The organism is Flavobacterium sp. AC274, from assembly GCF_979258275.1.
On the sequence record NZ_OZ409852.1, the window covers coordinates 1,115,918 to 1,134,401 of the forward strand.

Sequence of the window (18,484 nt, forward strand, 5' to 3'; positions counted from 1 at the left end):
TTTCGATTAAAAATAATCAATTTATGATAATGTTGTTCTCAAAGTGTTAAAAATAAGCGCGAAGCTGTACATTTCCGGTGTGAATTGTTTTTCCGGTTTCACTTTTTCTGCCTTGATAATTTAAGTTGATATCTAAAAACTGTGTAATGTTTTTTTGTAAAAGAAGCTTCCAAACCAGGTTTTGACCTGCCTGAAGCCCTTCAAGCATCTGAAAACCTACAGATGAAAATTCATTTCCTTCAAATTTATTTTCATAAAAAGAAAACTCGCCATTTACTGTTATCTTTTTCTCGCCGGCATAAGAAAAAGAAGTTCCCAGTCTATTTTGACGCAGTGTTTCAAAATTCCCCATTTTATTTTCCTTGTTTTGCAATTCATAAAAGAAATCCAGACTTGTGTTTTTCGAGAATAAATAACTGATTTTAGGAGCAACTTGATAGCCATCCAGATCATAATTTTTTTCAGTAAAATCTTCAGAAACTAAATTGGTTTTTATGGTTTTAGTAAAGAAATTAAACAGCCAGCTTTTTTGCAGCAAATGTGTGTATTGCAATTGATGCGAATTATTGGTTACGTTTTGAGAACCAATCGAAAGCAGGTTTTTTCCTTTATTAATAAGGTAAGAATACGTTACAGAATGTTTTTGTTTGCCCCTGTTATAATAAAAACTGTTTCTAAAACTCGAATTTAATCCCAGCATATTTTCATCTGACGAACTAAACGGATTCAGCTCTAAACGATCGCCATCACTTTTTACCTTGCGATCCATAATAAAAGATGTCTGATTGTAAAAATAAGAAGCCAGTTTTTTGAAACCCGTTTCGTTTTGCCATTGCAACGGATTTAAAGTTACAGATTGCGAAAACTTATTTTGATTTGTTTTTATATAAACCTGATTGGGTAAAAAGATACGCACAAACTTGGCCTGATCTGGAAAAGGGGCAATTTCAAACTCTTCGAGTTCCTGAATTCCGTTGCCATTATAATCATTCCAGGTATAAACGCCCTGACCCGTTGGAACTTCGACATACGTAAATTCCTGTTGTGCAATAGTTCCCGAACTCGTTTCATAAGCCGTACCAATTTGCATAAACTGATTAAAAAAACGATCGTTGTATAGAATTCTCGAATTTAATGAAGGTTCATTTTTTCGGGAAACATCCGTAAAATTCAGAGTTCTATAACTGGCATAAACGGCTAAATCTGTTTTTTTGTTCTGAATCAATTTCGATTTCAAAACATACATTCTAGAATCGTTAACATGTTGCAATAAGCCATTTTGCAAACTATCGTTGCGACGTTGCAAATATCCCACTTCAACAAAAACTTTTGTACTGTCTCCACGCCCAACAAAAACACCATATTCTGAAAACCTTTGGCTCAGTGCCGAAAATTCATTAGTAACTTTATCTTTTTCCTGATTATCTTCAATCTGAACACTTCCTCCAACCCAGTTTTTACCGAAATGATATTTGGTTTTGGTAAGATTTCGAATGAATTTTGAAGTAGAAGCCGTGGCATCAGAATTCAGGAAACTTCCCTGGTTTTCAATTGTCCATTTATTTAATTTAAAAAATGCAGTTGCCGTATGTCGTGCTCCCGAATAACTTTCGGTATAATCCAGTTTTTCAAATTGATATGTAAATAAACCAATGTTTGTAGTTTCCTTTTTCGAAAATAAATCAAAATTTAACCCAGTAACCAGCAAACTTTGATTTCCCAAAAGTGTTGTTGTACTTAAATTCCAGTCCCTGTTAAACTCAATATTATACAAACGTTCTACAGATCTAAAATCTTCCTGAACAAATTGATAATTGGCAAAAGCATCCAAAGTCCAGTCTCTGGTAAAAAGACGTTTTTTGATATTGGCTTTAAAAGCAATTCCATCATCGTTGGCATCATCAATATTCGAAAATAAATTTTGATCATTATTGCTCACGGCAATTTCAAAATCAGCCAACGTTTTTTCGTCAGGATTATATTTTCCTAAAAAAGTCGCAACCTGAATTTTCATAGGCGCCACAAGCTTAACAATTGGTTCGTAATTTCCCTGTAAAACACCATTTACAGGCGCAACATATTCGTAAATACGCTCAACAGAGTTATTGTTTTGAATAATGTAATTTCCAAGATTATTGCCAACAAGGCTAAATTTTACATTATACAAAACATCACTCGCATTGTTCGAATATTCATAAACTTCTACAGAATTAAGGATCGTTTTTTTATACAAAATTTTATTATCAGCATAAACATCTTCGTAAGCAGATGGCGCCACCATTCGGTTTTGATCATCTCCCGCCTGACTCAAAATTTGAACTTGTTCCGGAGAAAGGTTTTGCTGCAAAGGCTGATTTTTCATATCATTTTCAGAATACAGATAACCGCCAAAACTCCAGCTTTTATTTTGATGGGTTGCACCGGCATACGTAACAAGTCGGTTATAATTTCGTTCAGAGTATTGGTATTCAATGCTAATACGCATTTCAGAGGTAATCGTAAAAAGCGACGTAAACACAATTTCGCCTGCATTATAATCAATAGTGTAATCGTTGTTTTCGCCACGTTTCAGCAAAACACCATTTACATAAACACGCTCAGAACCCGAAATAACCAAAACGTACAATTCTCCATTTTGTCCCTTTAATTTATAAGGTCCCTGATTACCTTCCTGTCCGGTAAAAGTACTTTTGGCATATTGCCCTTTTACAAAAGCAACCGATGCAAAAACATTGGTTTTATTATCCTCGTCGCCAAAATCAAAACTGGTTGCAAGCCCCTGAACTTTTTTATTAAAACTAAGAAATTGTGTTTTTCTATTTTCTAAGAAAACATCGCCTGCGCGAATATTCCAGTCATCGCTAAAAAGTTCCATGAAAATATTATCAAATTGATCCAGTTTTTGAGAATATCCGCCATCCTGCAGCGGAATATTGCTATCCTGAAGCGAAGCTCTTAAACTAACTTTATCGGATATTTTTCCGGTAATCTGAAGATCAAGATTCGAATTCAAAACCGTATTTTGATTGTTTCCAATTGTTACGCCACGCGTTATACTTCCGGAAGTATTCAATCCGTCAAACGGAGTAACTTTTTTGGCGTTTGTATTTTCAAGTTTGTATAATTTCTCTGAGCCAACATCGTTACTCACAACCTGGCTGTCTTTGTAAAGCGAATATTCTTTGGTTAAAAAATCAGGATATTTTAAATAATTGACAACTAAAGTATCTGAATCTGAAGTGAATTTTTCGTTTAAAAGTAAAGTTCCTTTTTGAAAATCGATTTTGTAAAATGTCGAATCAATAGGTTCATTTTTAGTATTTAAAAGTTCGAAAAAGCTCGAATTAATGCTGAATTTTTCTAAGTGAATTGTGTCTCGTGTAACAGTTACTTTTTTTGTCTGGTACGAAGATTCCGTTTCCTGCGCCCGAAGACCAGAAAACCAAATAAGCACCGTAAAAAACAGTAATTTTTTCAACATAAACACTTTAACTCTAAAAAAGCCAAAAGTAGTATTTATAATTGGGAAATGATATGGAGGATATTTTAGTTTTAGCAGTAATTATGATGGATTAATCCTGATTATCTGGGATATTTTATAAAAACAACTATTACTGCAACTAACAATAAGATAATAACAATGTAATTAGGATCTGCATAATTAGCATGCCAGCCAAATTCTTTTATTCTTTTTGGAAAATAAGATCTCTTGTCTTTTGGATTATAATAAAACATTCCCCATATCCAGTTATCCGGATCGTTTTCCCATTCATTTTTAGTTTCTTCGCTAGGTTCGTTATTATTTCGCATAATCGTAAAGTATTGATATTTATAGGCTTACTTTTTTTGGTGCAAAGTAAATTTAGTCAAATATTTTTAATTAAGGAATAATCTTATTTTTTGTAAAAAAAATAAAAATAAACTTTTTCAAAATTATTCTGACAGGAATCAATTTTTTTAGCTTTGTCAGATATAAAACTTCAATTATGGATACTGGTAAAGAACTTTTATTCTTTTTTAGTGCTTTGGGAGCTTTCAACGGAATTATTCTTGGGGTTTACTTTTTCTTCTTTACAAAGAAAAAATACCTGACTAATTATTTCTTGGGTGCACTATTGTTTGCATTAAGTATTCGAATAGGGAAATCAGTATTTGTATATTTTGATCCCACTTTGCCTAAAATGTATTTGCAATTTGGGTTAACGGCTTGTTTTTTTATTGGGCCGTGTTTGTATTACTTTTTAAGATCGGCGGTTGAAGAAATAAATGTGATGCCAAAATCATGGAAATTTGCATTACTATTTTGGGGAATTTTGATTGTCGTTGTTGGCGTTTTATATCCATATGAAGATTATCCAAAACTTTGGGGACGTTCGATTATAAAAATAATTTATTTTCAATGGTTCGTTTATATTGTTTTTTCAGGATATACCATTCGAACAATTCTGAAGAAAACAATAGATCCAAGACAAAAAACAAATCCTGCAGAAGTGTGGTTCGGAATGCTTTTTATGGGTAATTTTCTTTTGTTTCTTTTTTATTTCCTTTCAATTATGGGCGCTCCAGGAGCAACATATATAAGTGGCGCAGTAGTTTTTTCTTTCATCTTATATTTAATAATTTCGATTCTTTTATACCGAAAAAAAACCGACGATTTATTTCTGCTGAACAATCAAAAGTATTCAGGCAGGAAAATAGATTCGGCAGAAGCCAAAATTTTATCTGAAAAATTAGAAAAGATAATGAGCGACAAAAGTTTATACAAAAACCCGAACCTGAGTTTACAAGATTTATCACAGGAACTTACTATTTCGAGTCATCAATTATCACAGTTTTTAAATAATAATTTAGGAAAGAACTTTACCAGTTTTATAAACGAATTCAGAATAAAAGAAGCCTGCTCAATTATTGCTTCGAATGATAAACTGACTTTGGAATCGATTGGTTACGACGTAGGTTTTAATTCTAAATCGACATTTTTTGCAGCGTTTAAAAAACATACCGGAACAACGCCATTAAATTATCAGCTTCAGGCTTTACAAACTTAGATTATGAATATTGGTAAAGAAATATTATTCTTTTTTGGTGCTTTGGGTGCATTCAACGGATTTATTCTGAGTGCGTACTTTTTCTTTTTTACCAAAAAAAATACCTCACGAATTTTTTTCTGGGAGCAATGTTGCTGGCATTAAGCATAAGAATTACAGTTACTGTTTTTGTTTATTTTAATAATGCGTTGCCAAAAACGTATCTTCAAATCGGACTTTCGTCTTGTTTGTTAATTGGCCCGTTTTTATATTATTTTTTAAAAGCGGGAATTTATTCTATTAATAAAATTCCTAAAACATGGAAATATCATTTGATGATTTGGTTCATTGCGATTTTTGGCATTGGATTTTTATTTCCATATCAAAATTATCCGGTTTTATGGAACGATTATTTTGTAGCATTAATTTTTCTGCAATGGTTTAGTTACCTTTTTATATCAGGTTTTGAAAGTCGAATATTGCTTCAAAAAATGATTCAACACTATAATAATACGACTCCGGCAGAAAAATGGTTCGGAATGATTTTCTTTGGCAATACAATTATTTTTCTTTTTTATTTTCTGGGCTTTGCCAGAGTTCCGTTTATTTCGTGCGTTACAGGTTGTTTATCCTTTACATTTATTTTATATCTGGCTTTTTCGATTCTTTTATACCGAAAAAAAACCGACGATTTGTTTCTGTTGAATATCTCAAAAGACAAAAAACCAGATCCAAAAGAAGCATCAATTTTAGCAGAAAAATTACAAAAAATAATGCTGGAAAAGAGTTTATACAAAAACCCGAATTTGAGTTTACAGGATTTATCCAATGAAATAAATATTTCAAGCCATCAATTATCACAATTTTTAAACAATAATCTGGGCAAGAATTTTACAAGTTTTGTAAATGAATTTAGAATAAACGAGGCCTGCAAAACCATAGTTTCAAATGATAAACTGACATTAGAATCTATCGGCTATGATGTTGGTTTTAATTCGAAATCAACCTTTTTTGCCGCCTTTAAAAAACATACCGGAACAACACCTTTAAACTTTCAAATTCAGAGATTTCAAGCCTAAAACAGAGTATTAATTTATAAATTCGTACTCCTGAAATCTCTTTCCATTACCTCGTTTCGCGGTTTTGAGCTGACTTTTGTCACTACAAAAAGTCAAATCCTCAATCGCAAAATTTATGAAGTTTTTAATCTCAGTTTTCATTCTTATTTATTGTTTTGTTTTTGCCTCGACAAATGCAAATGCACAAACTAAACCAACGATTCAGCCGAAAGTCGAACCTCAAAATAATGAGTTAAACGAAGTTGTAGTAAAAAGACAGGCTTCCTTAATAAAGTACGGAGCAAACGGCAATATTGATGTAAACGTTGCCAACACCTTATTGGCCACAAGCAGTTCTGTAAATGAAGTATTAAGCAGAGTTCCAAACGTTGTCGTTGCCGAAGGACAAATTAGTGTTCTGGGAAAAGGCGAAGCCATTATTTACCTGAACGGAATTTTGATTAATTACGAACGTTTTGCCGCGATTCCGGTTTCACAAATTTTAAAAATAGAAGTAATCTCCAATCCATCTTCAAAATATGATGCCGAAGGAAAAGCGGTGATCAATATTATTACCAAAAGAAATATCGAAAACGGAATAATGGGAACGGCAACCCAGCAAGTTACAGTTTCAGAATTTGCTGGAACAAGCACTAATACACTTTTAGATTTTAATTATACAAAAGGAAAATTTTCATTTATAACCAATTATGGATTGCAATTAGGAAAAGGCAGAGAACTTTTATACACAACAAGAACACGACCAAATCCTGATGAATTTATGCGATCTCAACTAACCACAGACTGGAAACGTCAGTTTAATAATTACTCCAATTTTGGTTTTGGATTGCAATATGCTTTTTCTGACAAGGATTATATTTCTCTGGCTTATAGCGGAAACATTGAAGATTTAGGCGGAGTTGTTGAAAGCCGAAATTCAATTGAAGATAATACAGGAACTAATTTTTATGCAACGGATATTGCTAAAAATGATGTTTTACTAAATCAGTTCATCAATTTAAATTACAATGTGATCACGGATGCTAAAGGTTCATCATTATTTATAGGAACTCAATATTCAAATTATAATGGAACCATACATGACTTTATTGACGAGAACAGTGTTGAAAATGAGGTTAATACCGAAAAATATTTAAAGAATAATGTTGCTAATGGTATAAATATAATAATGGCACAAGTAGATTATTCTAAAAAAAACAATAAAAACACAAAGCTGGAAACAGGAGCAAAGTTTAGTCATGCGACTATAAATTCGGGCACAGATTTTTTGATTGCAAATCCGGAAGACGAAGTTTTTGAGTTGGATAGTGAACTCTCAAGTGATTTCTCTTATAAAGAAAAAATTGGTGCAGCGTATTTTAATTATGGAAATTCCTGGGGCGAAAAGTTTAATTTTTCGGTTGGTGCACGAGGTGAGTATACAAATTACGAATTATTTACAAACGCAAATGGAAACAGAAAATTCAGTAAAAGTTACGGAAATATTTTTCCGAACCTGCTTTTAAATTTCGATTTCTCGGATGATTTAAAAGCTCACGCTTCGTATGTTTCCAGAATTACAAGACCAAGATATCAGGCGTTAAATCCTTATGTTATTTATCAGGATCCGTTTACTACAATAGAAGGAAATCCAAATTTATTGCCCGAAAAAATTCATGCTTTTGAAATTGGAGCGATGTACAAAAAGTTTGATTTTAAAATGGGATATACCTATAAAACAGATCCTATTTCTGCCGCAGCTTTACGTGGCGATACACCAAACAGTTATATTTTAAGATCTTTAAATCTCGAGAAAGAGCATTCTTATTTTGCTTCAATTTCAAGATCGTTTACTTCAAAATGGTGGACTTCTACCAATACCGTAAGTATGAATTTAACCAAAGCGGTTGATAATGCATATGCCTACGCTTTAGGTCCGGTAAAGCCACAAATATATTTGTATTCGAATAATACGTTTACAATTCCGGATTGGTTTAAAATTCAATTGCTTGCCTGGTATTTGGGCGATAAAAGTTATGGTTTACGAAGTGATAATAGCAGATCGACAGTTACCTTAGGTATTGAAAGAAACTTTTTTAAAGATGCCTTAAAACTCAATTTCACGGCAAATGATATTTTTCACGATTTCATGGTTTCAGGAAATTATACAGTCGGGCAAACTGAGATTTATTATCACAGAACTTATACCTCAAATTACTTTAAATTGATCGCAACTTATAGTTTCGGGAATTCTAAAAAGACAAATTATAAGAAATCTGAGATTGGGGAGACGGAGAATAATAGGGCGAGGTAAAAGCAAAAAGGTTTCACAAACGTGAAACCTTTTTAATATATTGAATTAATAATACCTTTTTAAACTCTTTAATTAAGTTCTTTAGTAACAATTTGCATTGTTTCTCTACTCACTTGTTTCAATAAAACAGCTTTATTTTCTTCAACAGTTTGTGCAGCGTTTTCTGTAAAGTGACGAATTGTATATAAAGTTACGTTTTCGCTATAATCAACTTTGAATTTTTTCGAAAGAATGGCATTCAAATCATTAAAATTTCCAAATTTATCTTCTACACAAACAGAAAAACTAATCGCAGAGTTCTGAATTAAGTTTACTTTGATTTTGAATTCGTGGAATAAACCAAAAATCTCGCTAATATTTTCTTCCATGATAAAAGAAAAATCTATTGATGAAAGAGAAATCAAAAGCTGTTCTCTTTTTACAATAAAACAAGGATATTGCGGTTCAAGATCAACGCCTTTAGAAACACAAGTTCCTTTTAATAATGGGTTGATGAAAGATTTTACATATAATGGAATCTCTTTTTTCTGTAAAGGCTGTAATGTTTTTGGGTGAATAACCGTCGCTCCGTAAAAAGCCAATTCGATTGCTTCACGATACGAAATTTGGTTTAACAAACTCGCATTTTCAAAATAACGTGGATCTGCATTCATAACTCCGGGAACGTCTTTCCAAATTGTTACGCTTTCGGCTCCAAGGCAATAAGCAAAAATTCCGGCAGTGTAATCAGAACCTTCACGACCAAGAGTTGTAGTGAAGTTGTTTTCATCGGCACCTAAAAATCCTTGTGTAATATTTAAAGTTTTTCTTGGCACATTTTTGCTGATAAGCTCTTCTGTTGCTTCCCAGTCTACTTCGGCATCTCTATAGTTTGCATTTGTTTTGATGAAATTACGAACGTCAAGCCAATTTGTCTGGATACCCATAAAATTCATGAAATGACTTAAAATTGTAGTCGAAATCAATTCTCCAAAACTCACAATCTGGTCATAAACGAAATTGTAATTTGGAGATTTATTATGTGCCAAAAAATATTCCAGTTCAGTAAACTGAGCATCTACGGCAGTAAAAACTTCATGTTTTTCATTTTCAAATAAATCTAATACTATTTGATTGTGATAATTTTTAATTTCCTGTACAGATGAATTCAACTCTGGTGATTGATCAAAATAATTCTTGATAACAACTTCAAGAGCATTTGTGGTTTTTCCCATAGCCGAAACTACCAAAATCACATCTTCATAACCCACTTTTTGTAAAACGTCGTATACGTTTTTAATTCCCGCAGCATCTTTTACCGATGCACCACCAAATTTAAATACTCTCATTATTAATTTTAGATTTTTAATTTTAGATTTCAGATAAATGAAATCTGCTATTTTTTTATGGTTGCCACGAATTTCAAGAATTAGCACAAATTAATTCGTGTAGATTCGTGAAATTCGTGGCTAATATTTTTTTAATTTTTCTCTAAGAAAGAATTAATTCCCGCTTCATCCATTTGAACAACCTGCCATCCGTCAAGAATTCTTGCGCCAGAATTCTTGTAAAAATTTACAGCCGGTGTATTCCAGTCCAAAACATTCCATTCAACTCTTCTCACATTATCTTTTTTCCCCTGTTTCATAATTTCAGCATAAAGTGCAGATCCCAAACCGGTACCACGCATTTTTTCCTTCACAATTAAGTCTTCAAGGTGAATTGTTTTTCCTTTCCAGGTAGAGTAACGGTAGTAGTATAATGCGATTCCAACAATTTCTTTTTGCTGTTTCTCACTTTCAATTTCGGCTACAAAAACATTAAATAATGGTTTTTCGCCAAAACCGTCACGTATTAAATCTTCTTCGGTTATAACAACAGCTTCAGGCTCTTTTTCGAATATTGCCAACTCCTGTATCAGTTCCAAAACCGCTTTCATGTCTTCAGGATTTCCCTTTCTAATATTCATTATTCTTATTATTAATTATTTATAAAGCCAAAAAATATGCTTTTACTGTATTCTTTTTGCCTTTAATTAGCAAATATACAATAGTAGCAAACTAACAAAATAATTTTTAAATCATTCTCACAAAATAAGCGATATTTGTGACTTAAAATTAAAACTATAACGATATAGCAATGGAAGAACGCAATAAAACACTGGGAGAGTTTATTATTGAGAACCAAAAAGCATTTCAGTATTCGTCGGGAGAACTTTCCCGAATACTCAACTCGATACGTTTGGCGGCAAAGGTCGTCAACTATAAAGTTAACAAAGCCGGGTTAGTGGATATTATTGGCGCCGTGGGCGAACAAAATATTCAGGGAGAAGAGCAGCAAAAATTAGATGTGTATGCAAACGAAGTATTTATTCAGACGTTAATAAACCGTGAGATTGTCTGTGGTATTGCTTCAGAAGAAAACGACGATTTTATTACAGTTCAGGGGAGCGACAACTGTCATAATAATAAGTACGTTATCTTAATGGATCCGCTTGACGGATCTTCAAATATTGATGTCAATGTTTCTCTGGGAACTATTTTTTCGGTTTTTAGAAGAATCACACCAATTGGTACTCCGGTTACAAGCGAGGATTTTTTACAACCGGGAGTAAATCAGGTGGCGGCAGGATATGTAATTTACGGAACATCGACTATGTTGGTTTACACAACAGGTTTTGGAGTAAATGGTTTTACACTGAATCCGGCAATTGGAACGTTTTATTTGTCACATCCAAATATGAAATTTCCAAAAGATGGACATATTTATTCGGTAAACGAAGGAAACTATGTGCATTTTCCGCAGGGCGTAAAAAACTACATTAAATATTGCCAGCGTGAAGAAGATGACAGACCTTATACTTCAAGATATATTGGAAGTCTGGTTTCTGATTTTCATCGAAATATGATCAAAGGCGGGATTTATATTTATCCAACAAGTTCAAAAGCACCAAAAGGAAAGTTACGTTTATTATATGAATGTAATCCAATGGCATTTATTGCCGAACAGGCAGGAGGAAAAGCAACAGACGGTTTTGGAAGAATTATGGAAATCCAGCCAACGGAATTGCATCAAAGAGTTCCTTTTTCTGCGGAAGTCAAAATATGGTAGAAAAAGCTGAGCAATTTATGGCAGAAGCTGAATAGTTTACAGTCTCAGTTTTCAGTTACAGCAAACCCGACAGATTTTTAAAATCTGTCGGGTTTATACTTTAATTTCGATCTTAGTTTTGGACTCAATTTAAAACTGTAAACTGAGGCTGTAAACTGAATACTATTTATGCATGTGCTGCATTTCGTAAACAAAAGTGTCAGCATCTACTTTTTTGTCTACTAATGACAATGCTTTTGCAATGATATAATTTACGTTGCTTGGCGTAAAACCTAAAGCAATTCCTAACTTTCTTAACATTACCTCTTGTTGGTCTTCAAGATGATGATCAACATGCACCATTCTTGTTAAATCGTATAAACGCTCTAATCGCTGAACATGTAAATAAGGAGGATTGATTGGGTATTTTAATGGGTCGTTTAGAATTTCTTCGTATTCAGTTTCTGAAATTTCTAAACGTGAAGCTAATTTATCCAAGAAATTTTTTTCTTCAGGATGAACAATTCCATCTGCTAATGCTACACGAACAATAGCTGAAAAGTGACCTTTATTTCTTTGTTTGAATTCGCTATCGAATAAATCTGAAAATGACATAATTATGGAGTTTTATATCACGCAAATATAAATCTTATTTTAAATTAATAATTTTAATTTTCTCATAAAATTTAACTTTATTTTCTACGTTGATTTAATATCGGGGTTTCTCAGTTTTTTCAAAATAAATCGTAAGTTTACCACCCCTTAATCAATTAATACCATTATACCTATGTCAGAATTTTGGATTTATTTTCAGATAGGATTGAAGCACGTTTTAGATATTCACGCTTATGATCACGTTCTTTTTTTAATCGCATTAACAGTTCCTTATACCTTTAAAGACTGGAAAAGAATTTTACTTTTGGTTACAGTTTTCACAGTTGGTCATACCTTAGCTCTGGTGCTTTCTGTTTTTGGAATCATAGCCGTAAAAGTAAGCCTGGTTGAGTTTTTAATTCCTATTACAATTCTCATAACCGCTTTTTTCCATCTTTTTACAGCAGGAAAAGCAACTAAAAATGACGGACTGAACTTGATATTTTTTGTAACATTGTTTTTTGGAATAATTCACGGACTTGGATTTTCCAATTATTTTAAAACAATTTTAGGAGGTACCGCAATATCAAAATTACTACCTTTAGGGGAATTTGCGTTGGGTATCGAAACTGCACAACTAGTTGTTGTTTTTGTAGTTTTGTTATTATCATATATAGTGCAAACCGTATTTCGTTTTTCAAAACGCGATTGGGCACTTGTAATGTCGGCTTTTATTATCGGAGTTGTAATTCCGATGATTGTAGAAAGCCCAATTTGGAACAGATAAAATTAAATGGAAATAAAATTAAATAAATACGATAAAGCGTATCTTCGAATTGCCAAAGAATGGAGTTTGCTATCTTATTGCAAGCGTAAACAAGTAGGCGCGATTATCGTAAAAGATCGAATGATTATCTCTGATGGTTACAACGGTACACCATCGGGATTTGAAAATTGCTGCGAAGACGAAGACGGATTAACGCGCTGGGATGTTTTGCATGCCGAAGCAAATGCAATTTTAAAAGTAGCACGATCGACACAATCCTGCGAAGGAGCGACATTGTATATTACACTTTCGCCCTGCAAAGAATGCAGTAAATTAATACATCAGTCAGGGATAAAAAGAGTCGTTTATCAGGATGGTTATCGTGACGATTCAGGAATTCAGTTTTTAATAAAAGCAGGTATCGAAGTTGAACATATTCCTGTTTTAGAAGAATAAATGAAATTTAATCCAACATACTTACCCATCGTTATAGGAGCTACTTTCGCTCTTGGTACAATTGTCGGAAGCATGACCAGTGCTCCTGCCGATGACCAGCTTTTGGCTAAAACCAGTTCAAAAACCAAGCTGAATAAACTGATTGATTTTATCAATAATGAATATGTTGATAAAGTGAACACAGACTCTATTGTGAATCTTACCGTAGATAATATTTTATCAAAATTAGATCCGCATTCTGTTTACATTCCGCCAAGCGAACAGGCAGAAGTTGCCGAAAGTATGAAAGGCGACTTTGTGGGAATAGGAATCAATTTTTATATGTACCGGGATTCTGTAGCGATTATCAGGCCGGTTGAAAATGGACCTTCGGCGAAAGCCGGACTAAAATCTGGAGACCGAATTTTATTTGCCGGAAAAACGAAATTATTTGGACGAAAATTACCTTCTGACAGTTTGTTTTCGAAATTGAAAGGCATAAAAGGTTCTGAGATTGAATTGACCGTTTTTAGAAAATCGGAAAAAAAGAAACTCAAGTTTAAAATTAAGAGGGATATTATTCCGCTCAAAAGTGTCGACGCTTCCTTATTATTGGATAATAAAACAGGTTATATTAAAATCAATCGTTTTGCCGAAACTACTTATAAAGAATTCAAAACCGGATTAACAAGATTAAAGCAAAACGGGATTCAGTCACTCGTAATTGATCTTCGCGATAATGGAGGCGGTTATATGGAAGAAGCCGTGGCTATTGCCGATGAGTTTTTGAAAGATAAACAAATGATTGTTTTTACCAAAAACAAAAACGGAACAACCGAAAACACATATGCTACACAAGCCGGCAGTTTCGAAACTGGAAAAGTATATATTTTAATTAATGAAAATAGTGCCTCGGCAAGTGAAATTTTAGCCGGCGCGATTCAGGATAATGATCGCGGAACTATTGTTGGACGACGTTCTTTCGGGAAAGGATTGGTACAACGTGAAATGGATTTCAACGACGGATCTGCAGTTCGATTAACCGTGGCAAGATATTACACGCCAACCGGAAGATCGATTCAAAAACCTTATAAAAAAGGAAACGAAGAATATTATAAGGAATCTGAAGATCGTATAAAATCTGGAGAACTTTATGCAAAAGACAGTATAAAAGTAGCCGATTCCTTAAGGTTTAAAACACCAAAAGGTAAAATTGTTTACGGCGGCGGCGGAATCGTTCCGGATGTTTTTGTACCGATGGAAGCTGAACACGGAAATGAAAATGTCGCTTATTTATTGCAAACGGGAATAGTAGGGCATTTTGTTTTTGAAGAATTAGATAAAAACAGAAATGCATTTGCAGGACTTCATTTTAATGAGTTCCTAAACAAAATGAAAGGTTCTGATACCTATTTCAAAAAGTTTCAAAACTATATTTTAATGACTGGTTTAGATTTAAAATTAGATAAAACAAAAGCATTGGTAAATCGCTACATTACAGCAGAATTCGCCCGACAATTATACGGAGAACTGTATTATTATGATGTGATTTTGAAAGAAGATGCAATGATTAAAACAGTTTTAAATCCGAAGAAAAAATAATTTAATTTTTTTTGATATGAAAACAGAAGAAGTTGTTAATGCAGAAATCGAACTTTTAACGGCAATCAAAAAAGCAGATGTTCCAGTTTTAGAAAGAATGCTTCATGACGATTTGTTATTCAATTTGCCTGACGGAAATACCATTACCAAAGAATTTGATTTGGAATCTTATCGCTTGGGTAAAATGAAGGTCGAAACGCTGGAAGCTTCAGACCAACTTATTAATATTATAGATGATGTTGCAGTTGTTGCGGTAACCGTTTCATTAAGGGGGACTTATGATGGTAATCCGTTAGGTGGTGCTTACCGTTATATCAGAGTTTGGAAACAGTTTAATGAAGATCTTCAGGTAATTGCCGGAAGCTGTGTCGTTTTGCAATAATTCAAATAATAATAATTTTTTAAAGTATAATATAATATTTAAAGTCGCAGTCTTAGCGAACTTTACCAGATAAATAATTTAAAAAATTTGCGTCCCAAAGCTTCGGGATTCGTAAAACTTTGCGAGCTTTGCGGTTAAATTTTAATACACACAATACAAATATGAAAAATCTAAAAAGAATAAGTGCATTAGTAATTTTAATGGCTTTTGTAATTTCTTGTACAGCTATGAAAGATACCAATAAGGCCATCTCAGGAAAAGTAGAATCGGTAGAATCAGGAAAAGATGGTTACACAGCAAAAGTTATAACTGATACAAAAGAAGTTTATTTTGCAACAATCAGCATTGTAAACGTTGGCGGGCCTCAAAACTACAAACAAGTTAAAATTGGAGATCAGGTTTCACTAAAAGGAGAAATCTGGAAAACAGACGACGAAAAACACATGAAAGTACAGGAGATTGTTTCAGTGAAATAACAACATAAATTTATTTTTAAACCATATAAGTTAAGTTCATATAATCTATGCGCAAAGCATTTTATATGAACTTATATAACTTATGTGGTTTAATTTTTTAATGAAATATATGTTTTGCCAATAATAATTGATTACTAGAGCTTAATAAACTTAATATCTTAATGGTAAATATAAAAACTTATGGTTTGAAATTTTATCGAATGCTATCGTGGGCGTGAGTTTGTATACCGTTATTCCAGAAAGTCAGAATATCGGTTGCAACAGCGGCACCACTTCCTGCGGCAATAGCCAGTTGGCTTCTCCAGCCTGCAAGAGTTCCAATAACATAAAGGCCATCAGCGACTTTATGATCGTCGTTTTTTAGCTGAATACGTTGTTTTTCGGGTAATGCTTTTTTGTGAGGTTCTACATATTGCATTAAACCTTCAATATCAAAAGTATTGGCAGAACCAATTCCGATTACGATATTTTTAGTTTTGTATGAGTTTTTATTCGTAATTATAGTGAACTCAGGAAAAGATCCCTCAACTTTAATTACTTTTTCATTTGCAATCTGAGTAATATGAGGATAAGTCAGAGCCAAATCCTGTGTGCTTTCAATAAGTAAATCAGATCCTAATTTACCTGGTGTAATTCCGTAAGCATTGTAGAAAATTGCTTCCTGTAAAGAAGAATTTTTTTGATGTGTAAAAATCCCGATTTTTTTATCGGTAACAAAAGCTTTGTTTTTGGCAGACCCCAATACGAGAGCACAGGACATGCCAGAAACGCCTCCGCCGATAATTAAAACATCAAACATATTATCTACCGTTCATTTTTTCTTCAATTCTTTTTGAAATTCTAAAAATCAAAAGAATCAAAACGGCACAAAAAGAAGCGGCTATTCCAATAAAAGCAACGGCACTATCTCCTTGGAAAGGATTTTTAAAGTCTAACAATGTAATGTTAAAAACGATTAAAGCTAAAGCTAAAAGTACTAATATGGAAGTGAAAATTTTCATATGGCTATTTTGTTTGTCTAAAATAATAAGTAAAGCCTTTTGACGTAAAATTGTCTTAAAGTTCTATTTAGAAATTTTAATGGGGGTAAATTTATAAAAATAAACGTTAGACAAACAAACCTTTAACATTAGCAGCGAATAATTTAACAGCAATCGCTAAAAGTATCACTCCAAATGTCTTGCGAACCACGCCAAGTCCGTTTTCTCCTAATAAATCTTCGATTTTTTTAGAAGATTTTAAAACTATATAAACAAGGATGATATTTAGTAAAATCGCTATGACAATATTTATGGTATGAAACTGTGACCTAAGTGATAATAAAGTAGTCATTGTTCCGGCTCCGGCAATTAACGGAAAAGCCAAAGGAACGATAGAGGCAGATCCGGGTTCTTCATCGCGAAAAATTCTAAGTCCTAAAATCATTTCTAAAGCAAGAAAAAATAAGACAAAAGAACCTGCAACGGCAAACGAATGAACATCGATACCTATTAGGTTAAGAAAGCCTTCTCCAACAAAAAGAAAAACTATCATAATTGTTCCTGCAACGATAGTAGCTTTCTCAGATTCGATATGACCAACCTTTGCTCTTAAATTTACAATAATCGGAATAGAACCCACAATGTCAATTACAGCAAAAAGTACCATCCCAACAGTAATTATTTCTTTAAAGTCGATTTCTAACATATTACTTTGATTTTAAGCGTTTAAAATTTTTGCAAAGGTAGATAATAAAGGTAGGTGTTTTTTCGATATGATGTATTTTTGTTATAAAAACACGTTTTGTTGATTAAAAAAGTGATATTTATAACAATTAGTAGCTTTGCCACAGAGATTCACAAAGATTTTCACAGAGTTTCACAAAGTTTAATTTTTAGAGCTTATAAATCTTGTGAGTTTTACCGCAGAGATGCACAAAGTTTTTCACAGAGTTACACAAAGTTTTTATTAAGCTTTGCGAAAGTTAAATTTCGAAGCTTTGTGAACTTAATAAAAAACAGCCAAAAAGTAAAAGTCTGCGAATCTTTGCGAATAACTTTGTGTATCTCTGTGGTAAAATTCCGCTAATTTGTACTGTAAAATTTAATCTCACATCATCTGCTTTCTTTGCCTATCTTTGCACTTTATAAATTTCAGTATTTCAATATCATGTTTCAATTAGGTAAAACCATTATTTCAGAGGATATTCTTGAAAAAGAATTTGTGTGCAACTTGTCAGCTTGTAAAGGAGCTTGCTGTGTTGACGGAGATGCCGGCGCGCCTTTGAGCGAAGCTGAAACCAAAATAATGGAAGAGATTTATCCTAAAGTAAAACCTTTTTTAAGAAAAGAAGGAATTGCTGCAATCGAAGCGCAAGGAACCTGGGTAAAAGGAACCGACGGAGATCTTGAAACTCCGTTAATAGATGAAAAAGATTGTGCTTACGTAATTTTCGATGGAAAAACTGCACTATGCGGAATCGAGCAAGCGTACAACCAGGGAATAGTTGACTGGAAAAAACCAGTTTCTTGTCATTTGTATCCAATTCGTGTAAAAGACTTCACAGAATTTGCTGCGGTTAATTATGACAAATGGGATATTTGCGATGATGCCTGTTCTTTAGGTAAAGAATTAGAAGTTCCGGTTTATAAGTTTGTAAAAGAAGCCCTGATTCGTCGCTTTGGTGAAGATTGGTATATGGAGCTTGAAAAAGTAGCTCAGGAACTTAAAAATTCTTAAAAAAATAACTGTAAAAAATACGCTTTTCATGTAGTATTTTTTA

17 protein-coding genes and 1 pseudogene are annotated in these 18,484 nt (G+C 33.1%); 10 read left to right on the plus strand and 8 right to left on the minus strand.

The window, feature by feature from the left end; all coding sequences use genetic code 11:
* Nucleotides 1-46: 46 nt before the first annotated feature.
* Together ACZZZT_RS05055 and ACZZZT_RS05060 are read right to left on the minus strand one after the other, a co-directional pair.
* On the minus strand, nt 47-3,481 hold the full coding sequence (locus tag ACZZZT_RS05055; RefSeq protein ID WP_463459624.1) for a hypothetical protein: 3,435 nt from the start codon (nt 3,479-3,481) through the stop codon (nt 47-49).
* A gap of 101 nt (nt 3,482-3,582) precedes the next feature.
* The gene (locus ACZZZT_RS05060; protein ID WP_302093748.1) at nt 3,583-3,810 is read right to left on the minus strand and encodes a hypothetical protein; all 228 of its coding nucleotides are present in this window, start codon (nt 3,808-3,810) and stop codon (nt 3,583-3,585) included.
* A gap of 176 nt (nt 3,811-3,986) precedes the next feature.
* Here ACZZZT_RS05060 and ACZZZT_RS05065 point away from each other — a divergent pair, with 176 nt between their 5' ends.
* From ACZZZT_RS05065 to ACZZZT_RS05075, 3 genes are all read left to right on the plus strand, one after another.
* Complete coding sequence (locus ACZZZT_RS05065; protein ID WP_463459625.1) at nt 3,987-5,048, plus strand: helix-turn-helix domain-containing protein; 1,062 nt, start codon at nt 3,987-3,989, stop codon at nt 5,046-5,048.
* Between the two features lie 128 nt (nt 5,049-5,176).
* Nucleotides 5,177-6,106: a helix-turn-helix domain-containing protein gene (locus ACZZZT_RS05070; protein WP_463459626.1), complete on the plus strand. Its 930-nt coding sequence runs from the start codon at nt 5,177-5,179 to the stop codon at nt 6,104-6,106.
* Nucleotides 6,107-6,221: 115 nt separating this feature from the next.
* Complete coding sequence (locus ACZZZT_RS05075) at nt 6,222-8,399, plus strand: TonB-dependent receptor domain-containing protein (protein WP_463459627.1); 2,178 nt, start codon at nt 6,222-6,224, stop codon at nt 8,397-8,399.
* A gap of 68 nt (nt 8,400-8,467) precedes the next feature.
* On the opposite strand, the gene ACZZZT_RS05080 is transcribed toward ACZZZT_RS05075, so the two are convergent.
* Nucleotides 8,468-9,727, minus strand: a complete 1,260-nt coding sequence (locus ACZZZT_RS05080; RefSeq protein WP_463459628.1) for an aspartate kinase — start codon at nt 9,725-9,727, stop codon at nt 8,468-8,470.
* Nucleotides 9,728-9,858: 131 nt separating this feature from the next.
* Nucleotides 9,859-10,347, minus strand: coding sequence for an N-acetyltransferase family protein (locus ACZZZT_RS05085; RefSeq protein ID WP_463459629.1), 489 nt, complete (start codon nt 10,345-10,347; stop codon nt 9,859-9,861).
* Nucleotides 10,348-10,517: 170 nt separating this feature from the next.
* Between ACZZZT_RS05085 and fbp the strand changes: the two are divergent.
* A pseudogene (fbp, locus tag ACZZZT_RS05090) lies at nt 10,518-11,524 on the plus strand (class 1 fructose-bisphosphatase).
* Between the two features lie 127 nt (nt 11,525-11,651).
* On the opposite strand, the gene ACZZZT_RS05095 reads toward fbp, so the two are convergent.
* Nucleotides 11,652-12,083, minus strand: a complete 432-nt coding sequence (locus ACZZZT_RS05095) for a tellurite resistance TerB family protein (RefSeq protein ID WP_042563650.1) — start codon at nt 12,081-12,083, stop codon at nt 11,652-11,654.
* 172 nt (nt 12,084-12,255) lie between these two features.
* On the opposite strand from ACZZZT_RS05095, the gene ACZZZT_RS05100 reads away from it, so the two are divergent.
* The 5 genes from ACZZZT_RS05100 to ACZZZT_RS05120 all read left to right on the plus strand — a co-directional run bounded on the left by ACZZZT_RS05100 (nt 12,256) and on the right by ACZZZT_RS05120 (nt 15,723).
* Entirely contained in the window at nt 12,256-12,849 is a 594-nt protein-coding gene (locus tag ACZZZT_RS05100) for a HupE/UreJ family protein (protein WP_463459630.1), read from the plus strand.
* Nucleotides 12,850-12,855: 6 nt separating this feature from the next.
* Nucleotides 12,856-13,284, plus strand: a complete 429-nt coding sequence (locus ACZZZT_RS05105) for a deoxycytidylate deaminase (RefSeq protein ID WP_042563652.1) — start codon at nt 12,856-12,858, stop codon at nt 13,282-13,284.
* The gene (locus ACZZZT_RS05110; RefSeq protein ID WP_463459631.1) at nt 13,285-14,865 is read left to right on the plus strand and encodes a S41 family peptidase; all 1,581 of its coding nucleotides are present in this window, start codon (nt 13,285-13,287) and stop codon (nt 14,863-14,865) included.
* Between the two features lie 16 nt (nt 14,866-14,881).
* Nucleotides 14,882-15,247 (plus strand): nuclear transport factor 2 family protein, encoded by a 366-nt coding sequence (locus tag ACZZZT_RS05115; RefSeq protein ID WP_463459632.1) that lies wholly within the window; start codon nt 14,882-14,884, stop codon nt 15,245-15,247.
* A gap of 161 nt (nt 15,248-15,408) precedes the next feature.
* On the plus strand, nt 15,409-15,723 hold the full coding sequence (locus tag ACZZZT_RS05120) for a hypothetical protein (RefSeq protein ID WP_042563655.1): 315 nt from the start codon (nt 15,409-15,411) through the stop codon (nt 15,721-15,723).
* A gap of 193 nt (nt 15,724-15,916) precedes the next feature.
* Here ACZZZT_RS05120 and ACZZZT_RS05125 read toward each other — a convergent pair whose 3' ends face one another.
* The 3 genes from ACZZZT_RS05125 to ACZZZT_RS05135 all read right to left on the minus strand — a co-directional run bounded on the left by ACZZZT_RS05125 (nt 15,917) and on the right by ACZZZT_RS05135 (nt 17,409).
* Nucleotides 15,917-16,522: an FAD-dependent oxidoreductase gene (locus tag ACZZZT_RS05125; protein WP_463459633.1), complete on the minus strand. Its 606-nt coding sequence runs from the start codon at nt 16,520-16,522 to the stop codon at nt 15,917-15,919.
* Nucleotide 16,523: 1 nt separating this feature from the next.
* Entirely contained in the window at nt 16,524-16,724 is a 201-nt protein-coding gene (locus ACZZZT_RS05130; RefSeq protein ID WP_042563701.1) for a hypothetical protein, read from the minus strand.
* A gap of 106 nt (nt 16,725-16,830) precedes the next feature.
* Nucleotides 16,831-17,409: a MarC family protein gene (locus ACZZZT_RS05135; protein WP_042563657.1), complete on the minus strand. Its 579-nt coding sequence runs from the start codon at nt 17,407-17,409 to the stop codon at nt 16,831-16,833.
* A gap of 462 nt (nt 17,410-17,871) precedes the next feature.
* On the opposite strand from ACZZZT_RS05135, the gene ACZZZT_RS05140 reads away from it, so the two are divergent.
* A complete protein-coding gene (locus tag ACZZZT_RS05140; RefSeq protein WP_042563658.1) occupies nt 17,872-18,441 on the plus strand; it encodes a DUF3109 family protein in 570 nt (189 codons plus the stop codon).
* Nucleotides 18,442-18,484: the final 43 nt, after the last annotated feature.